Below are 17087 nucleotides of genomic sequence, written 5' to 3' on the forward strand. Positions count from 1 at the left end.
AAACACGTTATATCACATTTGACAATATATTTAGTTACTTATATTTTCCTCCTACTGTCATCTAAATTTGATTCTATTCTTTTCTGCCCATTTGCGCAATATACAAATTCAGACACGCCATTCTCATGCGTGTCTGGATTCGCTTTTGAATATTTTTTATTTCGTTTTCTCTTCGTAGAACAGGCAGGCGTTCTTGTCTACCGTGCCCTGGCCGAAGTTTCTTGCTTTGTAGTCTTTCAGCAGTTTGAAATACTGGTTCGAGAGAATCAGGATCACTGCTACGTTGACGAAGGTCGGGATCGCAGATGTGATATCAACGACAGTCCAGATAAAGCCCTGGTTGTTTGTCTTTACCAGATAGATCGTCCACAGTACGCCCGGCAGAGCGCGGACTGCGTAGAAGATTTTCATGACGATATCTTTCATCTTGCCTTCTTTTTTATACAGATGCTCCAGAATTGCCAGATAGTAGGTGAACCATCCGCCGGAAGTCGTTACAGTAAAAATGACCATGATGACCGCCAGAAGGATGCTTCCAAATTTGCCGAATCCGCTTGCAAATGCACTTAAAGCAAGTGTTCCGCCGTTCGTTCCGTCGGTCCAGTTTCCGCTTAAGATAACGGAAAGTGCGGTGATCGTACAGATAACCATGGTATCAAAGAATACCTCGAAAGATCCCCACAGACCCTGCTCTACCGGATGCGGTGTTTTTGCGGAAGCATGGATCATTGGAGAAGTACCCCATCCAGCCTCATTGGAGTATACGGAACGCGCCATACCCACACGGATAATCTCGCTGACTGCGCAGCCGGCAAAACCGCCGATCGCTGCTGTTCCGGTAAATGCGTTTGTTACGATGGCTGCAAATACGCCAGGAACGCGGTTGATGTTGATGATGATCATGCCAATTCCCATCAAGATATAAAGAACGCTCATAAATGGAACGAGCTTGCTGAACAGACTTGCGATTTTCTTCGTACCGCCGCTTGTAACGACATAGGTCAGAATGCAGAGCAGAACGCCCATCACGATAACGCCTTCTACTTTGAAGCTTCCAAGATTGATATTCTCAATACCGAACGCACCGGCTACGACCTGAGATGCGGTCAGGTTGGAAGAGGTTACGAAGAAGGTGGAGAAAATACCGATGCCGAAGATGAGCGCTGGGATCAGCCACAGCTTGCCCCAGTGGCGCTCCTCGCCAAGTCCACACTCCATGTAGTAAGTCGGACCGCCGTAGTACTCACCTTTTTCGTTGGTGTGACGGTAGTAGCAGCCGAGGGTAACCTCAACCTGTTTTAATATCATACCAAGCAGAGACGAAAGCCACATCCACATAATGGCTCCCGGGCCACCTGCTGCAACTGCAGTTGCAACACCGGCGATATTACCGAATCCTACGGTACCGCCGATAGCGGTCGAAATCGCCTCAAACGAGGAAAGCATACCCTTTCCTTCACTTGCTTTGTCTTCTTTCTGGAACAGTTTTCCGCCGGTTCTCTTCATAATCCAGCCAAAGTGACGGAACTGGAAAAATCCAGAACGAACGGTAAAGTACAGACCGGTCAGAATCATCAGCGCGATCAGCGGCACGCCCCAAAGGACACCGTCCAGCCAGTTAAGAAATGCTATCATGTCAAAATCCTCCCTTTTTTCTTTTCCGGCAACAGTTTTCTTCAGACGTATCCTGTAACACCCGTTTCGTCTTTCGTTCTCCAACCAAACAGATTTCCACCCCTGGAACCTTTTGTCACGGTTCCAACTGCAGTACAATAAAAAGAGCAGCGGTCTTCACCACTGCTCCATTAAATCTACGTTCATGAAGCAATAGCTCCTCCACCAGTACGGTGAGAGTGCACAGCCTGTTCGACTGTACCCCAACGCAGACAGTTTTTCGGGAACTGCCCCGTTTCGGCGAATGCTCCTTTCCCTGCCCGTCCCAGACCCCGTTGTCTCAGGACAGCTACTCTTAGCCTTCGCGCCTCTATTGCCGAATATGTATATTGACAGGTATTATCATATGTTTCTTTTCGCTACTTGTCAATCGTTTTTTCGACATTATTTTACAAAAATTTTATATTTTCGAAATTTGTCCTGATTTATTTGACTTTCTTGTCTCCCTCTGACGGCTTCAGCTGGTTGAACTTCCACAGACGCTCCATATAGCCGGACTGCTCTTTGGCCAGCTCTTCCACATTCGGGTTGTAAATGATTCCTTTTACCATTCATTCTCTGTCTGTCATACTGTCCTCCTGTCTGCTGTAGGATCTAAATAAGTATCCCTTCCAGATGATCCATCTCATGCTGGCAGATCTGGGCTGGCCAGCCGGTGAATTTTTGGCGTTGTTTTTTCCAATTCCAGTCGTAGTATTCGATTTCGATGTTCTGGTACCGCTTTGTTTTCCGCACGCCTGGCAGGGAGAGGCAACCTTCTTCTGTTTCGTAGGGGCCGCTTTTGCGGACGATCACCGGGTTGAACATGATGATGTCGCGGAATCCGGCGTTTACGATGATGATGCGTTTTTTCACGCCGATCATATTTGCCGCCATGCCGACGCATGCCTCGCGGTTTGCTGCCAGTGTGTCCTGCAGATCTCTTCCCACCTGCAGATCTTCCTCTGTCGCCGGGATGGATTTCTGTCCGAGGAAGAGAACGTCTCTCATAATTGGTTTTACCATTTGTGTTTCCTTTCTCTTTCGGCCTTAAAGGCCGAAATCGTTTAATTTTCTATTTGAATCCGCATATCGCACGATGTGCATCCGATCACGGTTTTTCCGCCTTCCTGCTCCAGTCGTTCTACTTTTCCGCCGCAGAACGGGCAGATCCAGTCGATCTGTTTTCCGGCTTTGACAACCTGCATCATGTTGACGAATTTTGTCGTATCTACATTTTTCGAATTGCAATTCTGCGTCCAATCACCGGAGAGTACTTTTCGCAATTCGCCGTTTTCATTCAGAATAACGGTGTCGCCCTCCTCGATGTTCCAGTCATACAGCATCTGATCCTCCTGGCGGATGCGCGATTCTGTTCCGTTTTCATCTTTCAAAACAACAACTGCCATGACAGGCTCGTCGGCACCGCGCTCCTCACAGCCGAAATCAAGGTCTTCCTCAATTCGCATTACCTGATATTTCATAAAAACGCCCTTTCGTCAAATATAATTCATGCTTTTTTGTATTCCACACGGTTTTTGCTGTTACAAAACTTTTTATTCCTGAATCGTAAAAATCACAACCCGCTCCCGGCTGTCCCCGCCCGGAAACAGATCCATACAGTCGATCTCATCGAGAAATTCCAGTTCCGGCACCGTCATCAGATACGAGATATAAGCATCCGACGGGTAATAGAAAAACAGCTGGATCTCCCGCGGATTTTCGTAGTACGATTCCAGCAGTCTTGCCATCGCTTTTCTTAAGATTTCAAGCGAAAACGGGTTAAAAAAATACACCCGGTCCACTTCCACAGGAACGGGAAAATTTTCGGCGCTCTCCAGCACAAACTCCGTCCGCGCACCAGAGGCCGCCGCCTTTTTGTTTTCCATTGCCTTCGCATAAATCCGGTCATCATACTCCACACCGATGGACCGGCACCGGGTCTGCGCCGATAAGAAGAAATCCACGCGGCCCTTTCCGCATCCGTAATCGAGCAGCGTATTTCCCTTTCGGATCATCCCTGTGTTTGCCATCCGCTCCAGCGCGCAGTATGGGGTCGGCTCATACGGATACCGGTACAGATCCGACCGGCTGTCGTCCCGCCCCATTGTGTGGATCTGAAGCAATCTGTCCCAGCGGTTCTCGTTTTTATCTTCTCTCATCGCCCGTCTCCCGATACTGATACTGTTCAAATAATTCCAGATATTCTTTCTCCACTGCAGCAAACGGCCGCACCGTGTAGTCCAGCGTGATGTGAAGTTTCGGCGCATCCCCCGCCTGCGGTTCCTCCAGCAGATTTGTCAGATCGTACCACAGCAGATCATTGTCGATCTGTTTCATCATCCGCTGCTCCTCCGCCGTCAGATCACTGCCAAGATATTTCTCATAAATCACCGAAAGCAGATGGTCCTCGATCTCGCGGTACCACGGCATTTCCTGTTTTAATGGCCGCGGCACGTCCGACATGTAACACTCGCTCGCGTCATGCAGAAGGCACGCCAGCACCAGCCGCCGGGAATAGCCGCGCGCGGCCGCCTCTTTCGCACAGCAGATGCAGTGCTCTCCCACTGACCAGAACGTCGTCACATGGCCGTTTCCGCGGCAGATCATCGGCAGCGCATGCGCAAAATCCTCCACACAGAGCAGTTCCGGAGCGGGATGCACAGGGTCAAAATGTTTTCTTGTATACGTTGTTATTGTGCTCATTCTTTTATCTCACTATATGATTTTACTGCCGGCTGTCCCGCGTGCGGCTCGCCGATGATTTTTTCCATCCAGACCATATCGTACCAGCGGTCGAATTTGTAGCCGCAGTTGTGGAAGGTTCCCACGAGTTCGAATCCGAGATGCGCATGGAACTCGGCGCTGTTTTTCGTCAGATATTCATCCTCGACCTGCGGATAGCCGATGCAGGCGTAGAGGTTCAGAATGCCCATTTTTTTCAGGCGGTCCGCCAGCTCTTCATACAGTCTCCGGCCAAGGCCTCCTTTTCTTGCATTGTGATCGAGATAAATGGTCAGCTCGCTCGACCAGTCGTATGCGGCGCGGCCGACAAAGGCATGTGCGTATGCATAACCTTCGATTTTTCCATCCTGCTCGATGACGAGGTATGGATATTTTTTCATGATATCACGCATGCGGTTCTCAAATTCTTCCAGAGACGGCACGTCCCACTCGAAAGAAATGACGGTGTATTCTACATAATAAGCATAAATCTCCAGAATGCGTGCGGCATCCTCTATTTTTGCATCTCTGACAGTAATTGTACTCATAATAAATTCCTCCTCTGACCGTACTGCTTGCGTTTTCTGAACTTTATCTTATCACTCCGCTGAAAAATGGACAACATGATTTCCAGATTTCCTTTTTTTCTAAATTTTTCTGTGCTCTTTGCTTTCTTTCCTGTATAATAAAAGAAACAAGACGGATCACTATTTTTCTTCTTAATGAAAGAAAGGAACGTGCCTATGAAAATTTTAAATCTCGAAAACGAAAACCGGAAATTCACCAAGTCCATCGAAAATTTCCACGTCATGGAATATCTCCAGGATTCCAGCGTCTCGCCGATGACTGCCATGGAGGAGTATTACATGAGCAAAATGAATGTGCGCCGCCGCCAGGTTGTCATTGAACTGGACAAGGAGCACTCCGCGATTATCCAGTCCGGTGCGATGCAGTGGATGGGCGGCCATGTACAGGCGACCGCCGGAATCAAAGGGATCGGCGACCTGTTCGGAAAGGCCATCAAAGGCGCCATGACAAAGGAATCTGCCGTAAAACCGGAGTACGTCGGCGACGGATATCTCGTGCTGGAACCGACCTACAAATACATCATTCTTGTGGATGTCGAGAAATGGGGCTCCTCCGGAATGACGATTGAGGACGGCATGTTCCTCGCCTGCGACGGCAGAGTCAAAACCAAACTGACCGCCCGCAAGAGCATTTCCTCCGCTGTCCTCGGCGGCGAAGGCTTCTTCAATCTGAGCCTCGTCGGCAGAGGCGCCGTTGCCCTCGAAAGCAACGTACCTGAGGACGAGCTGATCGAAGTCGAACTCGAAAACGACGAACTGAAAATCGATGGAAACCTCGCCGTCTGCTGGTCCTCCAACCTTGATTTCACCGTAGAGCGCTCCACCGGAACCCTCGTCGGATCCGCCGTCAGCGGTGAAGGCCTCGTCAACGTCTACCGCGGAACCGGCCGCGTCCTCATGAGCCCGGTCGCCCCGACAGATTCCCTGCCGACTGCAACCAACACGACCCAGGCGAACCCCGCTGTGAAGAACAACCTTCCGCCGGAAAATTAAATTCGAATCCTCTCCGCCCCTATGCCTAATACGCATAGAAAAAAGTCAAATTAAACCTCGTTTTTGATTGACACTTTCTTCAAAACATGTTAGCGTAAAATACGCATTTATCTTTACATTCTTAAGAAAAACCATACGATAAAATACATGTTCTGGAGAAAATGATGAATAGAATAAACTGGACTGAACTGAAACCGCAGATTCAGCAGGTCGGGCGATTAAGTCTGCCTGCGATTCTTACACAGATTACTACGATTGCGATGCAATACATTGATTCCGCGATGGTCGGCGCGCTTGGGGCGAATGCTTCGGCGGCGATCGGACTGGTTTCGTCGACGACGTGGCTCCTCAGCGGTACGATTTATGCGGTTTCAGCCGGTTTTTCTGTTCAGGTAGCGCATCAGATCGGGGGAAATCATGACAAGAAGGCAAGGGATGTTGTGCGGCATGGCATCGCGTCCGCGCTTGTTGTGTCGGCTGTTTTGTGCCTGATCGGGCTTCTGATCAGTCATCCGCTGCCGGGGTGGCTCGGCGGTGCGCAGGAGATCCGGCGGAATGCCACGCTCTATTTTATGATGTTTGCCATCATGCTTCCGTTTTCCCAGCTCAACTCGCTGATGTCGTCCTTCCTGCAGTGCAGCGGTGATATGGTGACGCCCAGTATTTTAAATGCCGTCATGTGCGTGCTCGATATCATTTTCAATGCTCTTTTGATTCCGGTTTTCGGTGTCATGGGTGCCGGTATGGGAACGATGCTGGCCTGCGCCGTCATCAGCCTCACGGGTGCCTGGTTCTGTTGTGTCCGCAATCCGCGGCTGCGTCTCCGCCGGAAGGAAAAAACGGTTTTTGATACGAAAATTCTGAAAACTGCATTCAAAATTGGTGTGCCGGTTGCCGTACAGGAAATCGCGATGAACAGCGCCATGGTTGCTGCCACCATGCTGATTGCCCCGCTCGGCTCCATTGCGATTGCGGCCAATTCGTTCGCCGTCACCGCCGAAGGCCTCTGCTACATGCCAGGCTACGGCATCGGTTCCGCCGCGACAACGCTCGTCGGCAGAAGCTACGGCGCCGGAAATTACAAGCTGGCGAAACGCTACGGAAATATCTGCATTGCCATGGGCGCAGTCCTGATGGCCATCACTGGAGGTCTGATGATGATCTTCTGTCCGTTCGTCTTTAGCATTCTGACTCCTGACCCGCAGGTGCGCTCGTTTGCCGCCGAGGTACTCCGCATCGAACTGCTCGCCGAGCCGTTTTTCGGCGCTTCCATCGTTGCCGCCGGAGCCCTCCGCGGAACAGGCGATACGTTTGTGCCAAGCCTTCTGAACCTTGGCAGCATCTGGGTCATCCGCCTCGGTCTCGCGGTGCTTCTCATCACCCCGCTCGGCCTGCGCGGCATGTGGATCGCCATGGCTATCGAGCTCTGCATCCGCGGATTGCTGCTGCTCTACCGCCAGCATACATCGAAATATTATAAACTGCCCGCAGCCTGACTTGGCGGCAGCGTATAGAAAAAGCGCTTATTTGAGATTTCATTCCCGCCTCAAATAAGCGCTTTCTATTTTACCTTATCCCTTGTTTCAATTCACAGTCGGTATTTTCACGGAGTCTGACATGTCGAAAATAGTTCGACTGTGACTTGCCTCATGTCTGTGGAGGATACCGATTTCTCTCCGCCCGCCACTGCCGTTATGTTTCTTTTAACAATTCATCCCACCACTTTAGAAGCGGGGGACTTCTTGTCTACTGGTATTAAAACTGAATCACTTCCGGCTCATCCGTAAAGGAGCTGATCATTGCCGTTGCGTTCTGGAAATTTTAAACGTCTCAACCTCCACAACCCGCTCTTTCCCTCTCGTTCCCCAGATCATCAGATGGACCTTATATTCCACCGAATCCCGTGCATAAAAGAATGGCTCCTCGCGCAGCAATGATGCGCGTTTTCCTTCGGCTTCCAGTATCTTTTTCCGTTTCATTGCCTGCTCCTGGATTTTTCGGATCTGGGTTCCTTCTTCGCCGGTGAAGCGTCGTTTCGGATAATTCTGTGCTTCGCGGGCCAGTTTTTTTTCCAGTAAATCCACGACTTTCGCGTGGCGGCTCGTATGCAGCAGTTTTGCGATCTGTTTTGCGAGGAGTTTTCCCTGCCATTTTTCATAAAGTGCAAGATACCACAGCAGCACTTTATCGCCTGCCTCCGATGCCAGTTTTTTCATCTCCGTAATTGCCTCTTCCGTCGCTTCCCACCACGGGCATGACGGTACGAGATACTGATCCGGCACGGCCGGGTAGCAGCAGAAATTGAGCGGCGGGAAATTGGCCAGCGATGCCAGACGCATTTCTTCCTCGGTGCAGAACGCCTCGCCGAGGTATTCCAGCTTGTCCCGCAGGATCGCAATACGGAACTCAATCTGCCGCAGATACTCGTATCCGTCCACCCAGAAATGACCCGTTTTTCCGTAATCAAACAGATGCACTTCCAGTGAAAGGCGGCTGAAAAACAGCGTGCACACCGTCTCTTTCTGCCGCACGATCAGAACGTACTGCTCCCCGTCTTTTTCCAGTGCAGCATCTATTTCTCCCTCGTATTCCTTCTGATACGTTCCCGTCAGCTCCGCGTCATGAAAAACGAGAAAGCTCTCTGCCGCATCGTTCATCAGATAGACAAGCCAGATCTCCTTTTCTCCTCCCCCGTACCGCTCACCCGGAAGCAGCAGCTCGAACTGCCCCTGCGAAAGAAGCACATCCAGCCTTTCCAGTTCCTCGGTCCATGTGATATTTTCTGCAATTTCCATTCCGTGATTCTCCCCTGTTTTCTTTTACTTCCTATGATACACCATAAAAAGGCTCCACTGCAATCCAAAGCAGTAGAGCCCCTTCTCCAAATTTTTCTGTTATTAATCCGTCCCGTTATCCGGCGCATGCCGTCCGCACTTTCTCGTCCAGCGTCGTCTGAATCTCTTTTAAATTCACCGGTTTCGGAATATGCCCGCGTCCGCGCACCGCTTGCGGTCCGTTGCAAAGGTATTTGCTGTCATCGCAAAAATCGGAACATCATTGTCCTCACGCACACTGTTTCGAATTTTTTTCGTCGCCTCGATGCCATCCATCACCGGCATCTGCATATCCATGAAGATCGCAAAATAGCTTCCCGGATCCGACGCTTCAAACTGATCCACGGCCTTGGAACCATTCTCCGCCCAGTCCACGACAAGGCCGAAGCTTCCAAGCAGCTCCGTCGCAACCTCTGCATTCAGTGCATTATCCTCCGCAAGCAGAACAGCAGCACACCTGCAATCAGTGCCACCAGATACAGCGGGTGGTCAAACAGATACGCCATGATGGTCGGTGTCTCCACGTTCATGCTCGTAAATGCGGTGATCGCCGGATGGCGGGAAAATGCAAACTCCTCCTCTCGTATTTTCTTTTCGCAGGCAATAAAAAAGCACCATAGATTCTCCTACCGTGCATTTGAGTCATTTCTCCCTATTTATTTTATAAGAAATGTTCCATATTTACGCAGCTGGCTGCCATTTTACAGGCCCTGTAGCTTTGCGTCACAGCCTTTCGACTGCTTTGCCGAGATTCTTTTTTTATTTTAATTCATTGCTGTAAGACTCTCTTCTCCTTTCCCATCGGAATATGATATAATGACCTCTGGATTTTGGCAGATTACTGTTTTTAACATTGGAGGTGTACGATGAAATACAGACTCATAACAGAAAACGATTTAGAATATGTTGTCGAAAAAAATAATGAATACTACAACAATGTCGAAGGCTGCTGGACCTATGAAAAAGCCTATAAGAGAATTTATCAGGTACTCACAATGGAAAATTCCTGAAGTAAACTGCGGAATCGCAAGTATGTGTTTCGTCTTGAAAAAGCAGCAAAAATATAGTATAATATTTTTGTTTCTGACCTGGCTGAAACATTTATAATTCTTGTTTCTGTAGCTCAGCAGGATAGAGCGTCCCCCTCCTAAGAGAAAGCCGAGGCATTCCCCAAAGGGAAAAAATGAAAAACAACTTTCAGTTCGAATCTATTCTGAAAAATGCCAAAGGTGACAACAAAGCATTCCCCAATTTGGGGAACGTTCTAATGTTACCAAAGTAAAAAAATCTGTAGATTGACAACTCGAAAAAGAGTTGATAATCTTATATATGGCCGAAGGGAAAAATCCCAGAAACCCAGTAAAATCAAGGGTTTGCGGCATGTGTCGTCATAGCTCAGCTGGATAGAGCACTCGCCTCCTAAGCGAGGGGTCGGAGGTTCAAATCCTCTTGGCGACGGGCTTCAAAGCGTTCGAAAATGTTAGCTGGATTAGCTGACAGCGAACGCTTTTCTTATTTTCTAATCACGTTCGTGGCATGAAATTCCATTCAAAATGATCCATTTCCAGCTAACACAATCCGATTTTTGTTAGCTGACAGCTAATCAAAATCACCGGTTTGCAAACATGGTTTTTCAAGAGTCCAGCTAACATTTGGGTTCCGCTCTGTTGTCACCCCTTATTTGGGGATGTAAATCAGAGAAAAGGCAGGAAAAGAAACAATCTCTCCGAAACCTGCAAACATAAATTAGCTGAAACAGTATTCAATTCTATTAGCTACAGCTAATAGTCAAACGGCAATGTCTGTTTGGAACTTTTCTTACAACAAAAGTTCCAGGCAGGCATTTTTTATTTCCTGAATCCTGGAGGAAAGGAGTCAAGATGACTGATGCAAACAGACAATCAGGAGAAAAAGAAGAAAGAATCATAGAAATTGAGATTGAACGTCTCCGCCCTTTTAAGGAGCATCCGTTTCAGGTGAAAGATGATAAGGAAATGTTTCTTCTGCAGGAAAGCATTGAGAAATATGGAATCTTAAATCCGCTGATCGTCAGACCGGTACCGGATGGCTACTATGAAATCATATCCGGTCACAGAAGAAAACATGCTGCAGAGAAACTTGGATACCGTAAAGTACCGGTGATCATCCGGGTATTAAGTGAAGATGATTCCATCTTAAGCATGGTGGATTCGAATCTTCATAGAGAACGGATCAGCTACAGTGAAAAGGCTTTTGCTTACAAATTAAAGAATGACGTATTGAAAAGAAAAAGTGGTCGAAAAAAGAGCCAAGTTGACCACAAAAAAACAAGAAAACATTCGATAGATATTATCAGTGAGGATTGTGGTGATAGCCCAAAACAAGTGCAGCGTTATATTTCACTGACAAAGCTGATACCAGAAATGTTGCAGAAGCTGGATGATGAAATTATTTCTTTTTGCCCGGCTGTGGAAATAGCAGCACTGAAAGAAAATGAACAAAGAGAACTGCTTAAAGCAATGGATTATGCACAGGCGATTCCGTCACTCTCACAGGCTCAGCGGATAAAGCAGCTGAGTAAAGAAAAACAGTTATCGCTGGAAAAGATGGAAGAAATCATGTGTGAAGTTAAAAAGGGTGAGATCACAAGAGTGGCATTCACAAACGAGCAGTTACACAAGTATTTTCCAAATTCCTATACACCGGCAATGATGAAACGGGAAATACTGGCACTGCTGAAATTATGGAAAAAAGAATCATGGGAAAGTTAAAGGAGGAAGAAATCATGTGTAAAGTTATATCCGTAGTAAACCAGAAAGGTGGAGTCGGCAAGACCACCACAACCGTAAATGTAGGTATTGGACTGGCAAGAGAAGGTAAAAAAGTACTGTTGATTGATGCAGATCCGCAGGGGAGTTTAACAGCAAGTCTTGGATATGAAGAACCGGATGATCTTCGAATTACACTGGCAACAATGATGATGGATGTTATCAATGAAGAAGATATTAATCTGGAAGATGGTATCTTACATCATCAGGAAAATGTAGATCTGCTTCCAGCAAATATTGAGCTTTCCGCACTGGAAGTAACGATGGGAAATGTTATGAGCAGAGAAATGATCATGAAAGAATATATCGATGCGATAAGATCCCGATACGATTATATCCTGATCGACTGTATGCCAAGTCTTGGTATGATGACAATCAATGCACTGGTTTCTTCCGATTCCGTGCTGATACCTGTACAGGCCGCATATCTGCCTGTTAAAGGACTTCAACAGCTGATTAAGACCATTCTTACAGTAAAGAAAAGATTGAATCGGAAACTGGCGATTGAGGGCATTCTCCTGACTATGGTAGATTTCAGAACCAATTACGCAAGGGACATTGCATCAAGAGTACATACAACCTACGGAAGTCAGATTGAGGTATTTGAAAATGTGATCCCGATGTCTGTAAAAGCTGCTGAGACCAGTGCGGAAGGAAAAAGTATCTACATGCACTGCCCGAAGGGAAAAGTTGCTGAGGCATATATGAATTTAACACAGGAGGTTTTGAAGAATGAAAAATAGAAGTGGTGAAAAGATTAAGCTGGCAAGTATTGATGAACTGCTCGGTGTGGTAAATGAAGAATCTGCAATGGAGATAGAGATCAGTAAGATCCATCCGTTTAAGAATCATCCATTCAAGGTGTTGGATGATGAAAAGATGCAGGATCTGGTAGAGAGCGTAAAGATCAATGGAGTGTTGACACCGGTACTTCTCCGTATGGATGAAAACGAAGATTACGAAATGGTATCCGGTCACAGAAGAATGCATGCAGCACAGCTTGCAGGACTCACAACTATTCCGGCAATCGTAAGAGAATTATCAGATGATGATGCCATTGTGACGATGGTGGACGCTAACATTCAGCGAGAGGAACTGTTACCGAGTGAGAAAGCCTTTGCCTACAAGATGAAACTTGATGCAATGAAAAGACAGGGAATCAGAACAGATTTAACTTGTGTACAAAATGAACACAAGTCAGGTAAAAAGTCACGAGAATTATTGGGTGAGCAAGTTGGAATAAGCAGTGTGCAGGTGACTCGTTATATCCGACTGACAGAGCTTATTCCGGAACTTCTTGATCTGGTAGATAACAAAAAGCTTCAGTTCACGGTTGCTGTAGATATCTCTTACATCGATAAGGAAGTACAGGGATGGATTTACGAATATATCTGCGACACAGGATTTATCAAACCAAAACAGATTGCAGCACTTAGAAATCAGCTGAATGATGGACCAATCAATCAGATCCAGATGTTATCGATTTTCAATAATTGTGTAATGGCAAAGAAAGTATCCCGGTCTCTTACTTTCTCAGAAAAGAAACTGACAAAGTATTTTCCGGATGATTATACAGCCAAAGATATGGAACAGATAATTGAATCATTATTAGAAAAATGGATGCAGGAACAGTCCTGTTAAGGATAGAAAAAGCTAAGAAAACAAAGTCAAAGAAGTTTAAAAAGAGGACTTCTTAGCAGAAAACGAAAGGAGGAAATTATGGAGAAAAAAATGACATTTAATTATTTTTACGGTACCGAAGCTGATCAGTTCAGCTTCTACCGCATACCAAAAGCATTATTTACAGACAGCTACTTTAAAGATTTATCAAGCGATGCCAAAATTTTATATGGACTGATGTTGGATCGAATGTCTCTTTCCATCAAGAATCAGTGGTTTGACGACAAAAACAGAGCATATATCTACTTTTCCATCGAAGATATCATGGAATTACTGAACTGTGGCAGAAATAAAGCCATCAAATCCATGAGAGAACTGGATGACGAAACAGGAATTGGTCTGATTGAGAAACGTAGACAGGGATTTGGAAAGGTGAATGTTATCTACGTAAAAACCTTTATGCCTGAGAAAACAGATGAGAAAAAATTTGGAGAGGAATTAGAGAAGTTTAAAAAACAAACTTCTGTGGAAAATGAAGAGACTGCAGAAGTTTACAATTTAAACTTCATGAAGTCCCAAAATCAAACTTCTAGAAGTCCCGAAAACAAACTTCAAGAAGTTTACATTTCAAACCCTAATAATACTAATCTTAGTGATACTGAAATGAATGATAATAAATCTAATCATATCATATCTGTGGATGAGAAAAGATGTGATAGCGATAATCGCTCTGAGGATTATCAGGCTTATGAAAACCTTGTCAAGGAGACCATTGATTATGAATCACTGGAAATAACCCATCATGACGATATGCGACAGGTAGATGAAGTCGTGAACCTGATCGTAGAAACTGTGATGTGTAAAAATGACAAGATCTTGATTGCCAGCAACTGGTATCCGGCATCTCTGGTGAAGAAAAAATTTCTGATGCTGACCTATTCACATATCGAGTATGTCTTACACTGTATGCGTGGTAACACCACAAAGGTGAAGAACATCAAGAAATATTTATTAGCAGCCCTGTTTAATGCACCGTCTACGATGAATGGGTATTATCAGGCAGAAGTGAACCATGATATGCCAGGACTGGTAAGATAGGAGGTGCACATGTTTATTTTAAAACTTGCTGGGAAGATATTATTACTGCCGGTATGGCTGATACTTTTTGTGATCGGCCTGGCAGTGAAGATGACAGTACAGACTTATGCGGTTGTCAGAGGAATCCTTGGATTTATATTCACTTTGTTGATTATAGCGACTGCATACTGTTACCATGATTGGGTACAGGTTGCATTCCTGTTTTCGCTGAGTGTAATTCTGTATCTGATCCTGTTTGCAGGAGTGTTTGTAGACACTGTACTGGATATGACAAGAGAAAGTATTATTGATTTTATTTTATCGTGAGGAGGATATGAAAATGAGCGAAAACAATGATTTTATTCAGTTACCACCGATCAAAAAAGACACACCTTCCGAAGTGGTCTCAATGATTTGGCAATATTTGAAATTACCCGAGGAATCCAGAAAAAGGGTGAAAGCAGAGTTGATTAATGTACATGAGAACTGTGGGAAAGAAGATTTTCAGATTCCTAATCTCTATGACATCGTTTCAAAAGAGGAAATCGCAGAATTTGAGGGCATCATGCGTAAGATCATAACAGGAATTATTTCTGAGGCCAGTGGTATAGCCACCTGGGTGTATGTGCAGAAATATGAGAAACACAAAACTCTGGATGAAATGCTGCAAGAATGGCAAGGCGCAGGCCAGTTTATTATTGTCATGGATACCTGGTTCGAAAAATTGATGGCGGAATAATATGATACTGTGATAGAATGAAGAAAACGATTTGATGTGCAAATCGGTAGTTGAGGAAAAGAAAGAATGGAAGATAAAAAGATATTGCTTGATAATATTGATAAAATTCATACAACCGAAATGGGAATTGATAGAATTAAAAGAAACCTAAAAATAGATACAGCAGATGTTGTTGAGTATTGCAAAAATAAGGTATTAGATAAAAATTGCAATATATACAAACAGGGTAAAAATTGGTATTGCGAGGTTGAAAATATCAAAATTACTATCAATTCATATAGCTATACAATCATTACAGCACATATTGTTAAGTAATTTCAAGTTTTTGAAACTGAGAAATATGAATTTGAGGTGGAAATATGGCATCAAGCAAGGAATACTTAGAGTTTATTTTAGGGCAGCTATCTGAGTTAGAAGAAATTACTTATCGAGCTATGATGGGAGAATTTATTATTTATTATCGTGGCAAGATTGTAGGCGGTATCTATGATGATAGATTACTTGTTAAACCAGTAAAATCAGCAATTAGTTATATGCCGACAGCTCCGTATGAATTACCCTATGAGGGAGCAAAAGAGATGTTGTTGGTAGATGAAGTTGATAATAGGGAATTTTTGACAGGCTTGTTTCATGCAATGTATGATGAACTGCCAGCCCCAAAACCGAAAAAGAAGAAATAAACAACTCCCAGTTTGTATAACAGGAAAATTTGAATTTGTGGAGGATAACTATTGTGGATAAAGCAGTTATTTATATACATGGAAAAGGTGGTAATGCTGAAGAAGCTATTCATTACAAACCGCTCTTTAGTAATTGTGATGTGATTGGTCTCGACTATACTGCACAGTTTCCATGGGAAGCAAAAGAAGAATTTCCATTACTTTTTAATTCAATTTATAGAAACTACAAGACGGTTGAAGTAATTGCCAATAGCATTGGAGCGTATTTTGCTATCAATGCCTTATCAAATCAGCAAATAGAGAAAGCATATTTTATTTCGCCCGTTGTAGATATGGAAAGGCTTATTGCTGATATGATGATTTGGGCAAATGTTACAGAGGATGAACTCAAAGAGAAAAAAGAAATTCAGACAACCTTTGGAGAGACTCTTTCATGGGATTATCTTTGCTATGCAAGAGAAAATCCTATTATATGGGAAATCCCAACGCACATTTTGTATGGTGAAAAAGATAATCTTACCGCTTATGGAACGATATTTGAATTTGTACAGAGGACTAATTCAACACTTTCTATTATGAAAAATGGAGAGCATTGGTTTCATACGGATGAACAAATGAAATTTCTTGATGAATGGATAATAAAATCTTCCAAATAAATTCCTGTTTTTGAAACTGGAAAATCGGAAGCTGAGGAGATAGACTATTGAGAACATATGAGAATAAAGACGAGCTTAAAAACGAGATAAATAAAAGCTTTGCAAAATATATTTCAGAATTTAATGATATTCCGGAGCATTTAAAAGATAAGAGAATTGATGAGATCGATCGAACTCCGGCAGAAAATCTTGCTTATCAGGTTGGCTGGACAACTCTTGTTATTAAATGGGAATCAGACGAAAGAACGGGTATTCCTGTTAAAACTCCTTCGGATAATTTTAAGTGGAATCAGCTTGGCGAATTATATCAATGGTTCACAGATACATATGCTCAGCTGTCACTGCAAGAATTGAAAGACAGATTGAATGAGAATATCAACTCTATTTATGCAATGATTGATTCTCTGAGTGAGGAAGAATTATTTAAACCACATATGAGAAAATGGGCTGACGAAGCAACTAAAACAGCTGTCTGGGAAGTATACAAATTCATACATGTTAATACAGTTGCTCCGTTCGGAACCTTTAGAACCAAGATTAGAAAATGGAAAAAGATTGCACTATAACTTCAAGTTTACAGAACTGAATCAAAAGAGCTCGAAGGAGCTCTTTTTCCTTTTTTATAATAGTATCATTATGGTATAATAGAGACATTAAAATCGGTATTTGTGTGTGGAGGTGATGGTTGTGAAGAAAAAAGTAACAATAGCGTTTGTC

22 protein-coding genes, 1 tRNA gene and 2 riboswitches are annotated in these 17087 nt (G+C 44.6%); of the genes, 14 read left to right on the forward strand and 9 right to left on the reverse strand.

The window, feature by feature from the left end:
• Window positions 1-156: 156 nt before the first annotated feature.
• From DXD02_RS14940 to DXD02_RS14970, 7 genes are all read right to left on the reverse strand, one after another.
• Window positions 157-1635: an alanine/glycine:cation symporter family protein gene (locus tag DXD02_RS14940; RefSeq protein WP_117510525.1), complete on the reverse strand. Its 1479-nt coding sequence runs from the start codon at window positions 1633-1635 to the stop codon at window positions 157-159.
• Between the two features lie 185 nt (window positions 1636-1820).
• Window positions 1821-1995, reverse strand: a riboswitch (Lysine riboswitch).
• A gap of 104 nt (window positions 1996-2099) precedes the next feature.
• Entirely contained in the window at window positions 2100-2225 is a 126-nt protein-coding gene (locus tag DXD02_RS14945) for a maltose acetyltransferase domain-containing protein (protein ID WP_117510523.1), read from the reverse strand.
• Between the two features lie 43 nt (window positions 2226-2268).
• Entirely contained in the window at window positions 2269-2679 is a 411-nt protein-coding gene (locus tag DXD02_RS14950; protein ID WP_022461821.1) for a peptide deformylase, read from the reverse strand.
• A gap of 41 nt (window positions 2680-2720) precedes the next feature.
• Window positions 2721-3137 (reverse strand): hypothetical protein, encoded by a 417-nt coding sequence (locus DXD02_RS15630; protein ID WP_173815935.1) that lies wholly within the window; start codon window positions 3135-3137, stop codon window positions 2721-2723.
• Window positions 3138-3209: 72 nt separating this feature from the next.
• On the reverse strand, window positions 3210-3815 hold the full coding sequence (locus DXD02_RS14960; RefSeq protein ID WP_117510521.1) for a class I SAM-dependent methyltransferase: 606 nt from the start codon (window positions 3813-3815) through the stop codon (window positions 3210-3212).
• Window positions 3802-4359 carry a hypothetical protein gene (locus DXD02_RS14965; RefSeq protein WP_118667076.1) on the reverse strand — a complete coding sequence of 186 codons (558 nt, stop codon included), beginning with the start codon at window positions 4357-4359 and terminating at the stop codon, window positions 3802-3804. The genes DXD02_RS14960 and DXD02_RS14965 overlap by 14 nt, the downstream gene beginning before the upstream one ends.
• Window positions 4356-4925: a GNAT family N-acetyltransferase gene (locus DXD02_RS14970; RefSeq protein ID WP_117510517.1), complete on the reverse strand. Its 570-nt coding sequence runs from the start codon at window positions 4923-4925 to the stop codon at window positions 4356-4358. Before DXD02_RS14970 ends, DXD02_RS14965 begins: the two co-directional genes overlap by 4 nt.
• A gap of 195 nt (window positions 4926-5120) precedes the next feature.
• Here DXD02_RS14970 and DXD02_RS14975 point away from each other — a divergent pair, with 195 nt between their 5' ends.
• Entirely contained in the window at window positions 5121-5957 is an 837-nt protein-coding gene (locus tag DXD02_RS14975; protein WP_117805128.1) for an AIM24 family protein, read from the forward strand.
• Window positions 5958-6121: 164 nt separating this feature from the next.
• Window positions 6122-7453: an MATE family efflux transporter gene (locus tag DXD02_RS14980; protein WP_242991195.1), complete on the forward strand. Its 1332-nt coding sequence runs from the start codon at window positions 6122-6124 to the stop codon at window positions 7451-7453.
• 300 nt (window positions 7454-7753) lie between these two features.
• On the opposite strand, the gene DXD02_RS14985 is transcribed toward DXD02_RS14980, so the two are convergent.
• Both DXD02_RS14985 and DXD02_RS14990 read right to left on the reverse strand, forming a co-directional pair.
• On the reverse strand, window positions 7754-8752 hold the full coding sequence (locus DXD02_RS14985; RefSeq protein ID WP_117510510.1) for a DUF3878 family protein: 999 nt from the start codon (window positions 8750-8752) through the stop codon (window positions 7754-7756).
• 174 nt (window positions 8753-8926) lie between these two features.
• Window positions 8927-9235 (reverse strand): response regulator, encoded by a 309-nt coding sequence (locus DXD02_RS14990; protein ID WP_118667077.1) that lies wholly within the window; start codon window positions 9233-9235, stop codon window positions 8927-8929.
• Window positions 9236-9472: 237 nt separating this feature from the next.
• Window positions 9473-9548: riboswitch (cyclic di-GMP riboswitch) on the reverse strand.
• A 109-nt stretch (window positions 9549-9657) separates the two neighbouring features.
• Here DXD02_RS14990 and DXD02_RS15515 point away from each other — a divergent pair.
• The 12 genes from DXD02_RS15515 to DXD02_RS15050 all read left to right on the forward strand — a co-directional run bounded on the left by DXD02_RS15515 (window position 9658) and on the right by DXD02_RS15050 (window position 16936).
• Complete coding sequence (locus DXD02_RS15515) at window positions 9658-9801, forward strand: hypothetical protein (protein ID WP_158565922.1); 144 nt, start codon at window positions 9658-9660, stop codon at window positions 9799-9801.
• Window positions 9802-10175: 374 nt separating this feature from the next.
• Window positions 10176-10249, forward strand: a tRNA-Arg gene (locus DXD02_RS14995).
• Between the two features lie 326 nt (window positions 10250-10575).
• Window positions 10576-11541 carry a ParB/RepB/Spo0J family partition protein gene (locus DXD02_RS15005; RefSeq protein WP_118667078.1) on the forward strand — a complete coding sequence of 322 codons (966 nt, stop codon included), beginning with the start codon at window positions 10576-10578 and terminating at the stop codon, window positions 11539-11541.
• Window positions 11542-11555: 14 nt separating this feature from the next.
• The gene (locus DXD02_RS15010) at window positions 11556-12341 is read left to right on the forward strand and encodes a ParA family protein (RefSeq protein ID WP_117805133.1); all 786 of its coding nucleotides are present in this window, start codon (window positions 11556-11558) and stop codon (window positions 12339-12341) included.
• Complete coding sequence (locus DXD02_RS15015) at window positions 12331-13239, forward strand: ParB/RepB/Spo0J family partition protein (protein WP_117805131.1); 909 nt, start codon at window positions 12331-12333, stop codon at window positions 13237-13239. The genes DXD02_RS15010 and DXD02_RS15015 overlap by 11 nt, the downstream gene beginning before the upstream one ends.
• 78 nt (window positions 13240-13317) lie before the next feature.
• Window positions 13318-14316 carry a DUF6017 domain-containing protein gene (locus DXD02_RS15020; protein WP_117805132.1) on the forward strand — a complete coding sequence of 333 codons (999 nt, stop codon included), beginning with the start codon at window positions 13318-13320 and terminating at the stop codon, window positions 14314-14316.
• Between the two features lie 9 nt (window positions 14317-14325).
• Window positions 14326-14622, forward strand: a complete 297-nt coding sequence (locus DXD02_RS15025) for a hypothetical protein (protein WP_015514766.1) — start codon at window positions 14326-14328, stop codon at window positions 14620-14622.
• Between the two features lie 13 nt (window positions 14623-14635).
• Window positions 14636-15034: a hypothetical protein gene (locus DXD02_RS15030; protein ID WP_173905991.1), complete on the forward strand. Its 399-nt coding sequence runs from the start codon at window positions 14636-14638 to the stop codon at window positions 15032-15034.
• Window positions 15035-15100: 66 nt separating this feature from the next.
• Window positions 15101-15349, forward strand: coding sequence for a DUF3781 domain-containing protein (locus DXD02_RS15035; RefSeq protein WP_005921256.1), 249 nt, complete (start codon window positions 15101-15103; stop codon window positions 15347-15349).
• 44 nt (window positions 15350-15393) lie between these two features.
• Window positions 15394-15714: a TfoX/Sxy family protein gene (locus DXD02_RS15040; RefSeq protein WP_004612401.1), complete on the forward strand. Its 321-nt coding sequence runs from the start codon at window positions 15394-15396 to the stop codon at window positions 15712-15714.
• Window positions 15715-15767: 53 nt separating this feature from the next.
• Window positions 15768-16370: an alpha/beta hydrolase gene (locus tag DXD02_RS15045; protein ID WP_005337276.1), complete on the forward strand. Its 603-nt coding sequence runs from the start codon at window positions 15768-15770 to the stop codon at window positions 16368-16370.
• A 47-nt stretch (window positions 16371-16417) separates the two neighbouring features.
• A complete protein-coding gene (locus tag DXD02_RS15050; protein ID WP_118601726.1) occupies window positions 16418-16936 on the forward strand; it encodes a ClbS/DfsB family four-helix bundle protein in 519 nt (172 codons plus the stop codon).
• Window positions 16937-17087: the final 151 nt, after the last annotated feature.

The organism is Blautia sp. TF10-30 (assembly GCF_003481245.1).
Taxonomy (GTDB): Bacteria; Bacillota; Clostridia; order Lachnospirales; family Lachnospiraceae; genus Fusicatenibacter; species Fusicatenibacter saccharivorans.

Excerpts from the sequence above, each read along its gene's own strand:
- DXD02_RS14940 (WP_117510525.1), bottom strand. The coding sequence starts at position 1,635 with ATGATAGCATTTCTTAACTGGCTGGACGGTGTCCTTTGGGGCGTGCCG.
- DXD02_RS14945 (WP_117510523.1), bottom strand. The coding sequence starts at position 2,225 with ATGGTAAAAGGAATCATTTACAACCCGAATGTGGAAGAGCTGGCCAAA.
- DXD02_RS14950 (WP_022461821.1), bottom strand. The coding sequence starts at position 2,679 with ATGGTAAAACCAATTATGAGAGACGTTCTCTTCCTCGGACAGAAATCC.
- DXD02_RS15630 (WP_173815935.1), bottom strand. The coding sequence starts at position 3,137 with ATGAAATATCAGGTAATGCGAATTGAGGAAGACCTTGATTTCGGCTGT.
- DXD02_RS14960 (WP_117510521.1), bottom strand. The coding sequence starts at position 3,815 with ATGAGAGAAGATAAAAACGAGAACCGCTGGGACAGATTGCTTCAGATC.
- DXD02_RS14965 (WP_118667076.1), bottom strand. The coding sequence starts at position 4,359 with ATGAGCACAATAACAACGTATACAAGAAAACATTTTGACCCTGTGCAT.
- DXD02_RS14970 (WP_117510517.1), bottom strand. The coding sequence starts at position 4,925 with ATGAGTACAATTACTGTCAGAGATGCAAAAATAGAGGATGCCGCACGC.
- DXD02_RS14975 (WP_117805128.1), top strand. The coding sequence starts at position 5,121 with ATGAAAATTTTAAATCTCGAAAACGAAAACCGGAAATTCACCAAGTCC.
- DXD02_RS14980 (WP_242991195.1), top strand. The coding sequence starts at position 6,122 with ATGAATAGAATAAACTGGACTGAACTGAAACCGCAGATTCAGCAGGTC.
- DXD02_RS14985 (WP_117510510.1), bottom strand. The coding sequence starts at position 8,752 with ATGGAAATTGCAGAAAATATCACATGGACCGAGGAACTGGAAAGGCTG.
- DXD02_RS15515 (WP_158565922.1), top strand. The coding sequence starts at position 9,658 with ATGAAATACAGACTCATAACAGAAAACGATTTAGAATATGTTGTCGAA.
- DXD02_RS15010 (WP_117805133.1), top strand. The coding sequence starts at position 11,556 with ATGTGTAAAGTTATATCCGTAGTAAACCAGAAAGGTGGAGTCGGCAAG.
- DXD02_RS15015 (WP_117805131.1), top strand. The coding sequence starts at position 12,331 with ATGAAAAATAGAAGTGGTGAAAAGATTAAGCTGGCAAGTATTGATGAA.
- DXD02_RS15020 (WP_117805132.1), top strand. The coding sequence starts at position 13,318 with ATGGAGAAAAAAATGACATTTAATTATTTTTACGGTACCGAAGCTGAT.
- DXD02_RS15025 (WP_015514766.1), top strand. The coding sequence starts at position 14,326 with ATGTTTATTTTAAAACTTGCTGGGAAGATATTATTACTGCCGGTATGG.
- DXD02_RS15030 (WP_173905991.1), top strand. The coding sequence starts at position 14,636 with ATGAGCGAAAACAATGATTTTATTCAGTTACCACCGATCAAAAAAGAC.
- DXD02_RS15035 (WP_005921256.1), top strand. The coding sequence starts at position 15,101 with ATGGAAGATAAAAAGATATTGCTTGATAATATTGATAAAATTCATACA.
- DXD02_RS15040 (WP_004612401.1), top strand. The coding sequence starts at position 15,394 with ATGGCATCAAGCAAGGAATACTTAGAGTTTATTTTAGGGCAGCTATCT.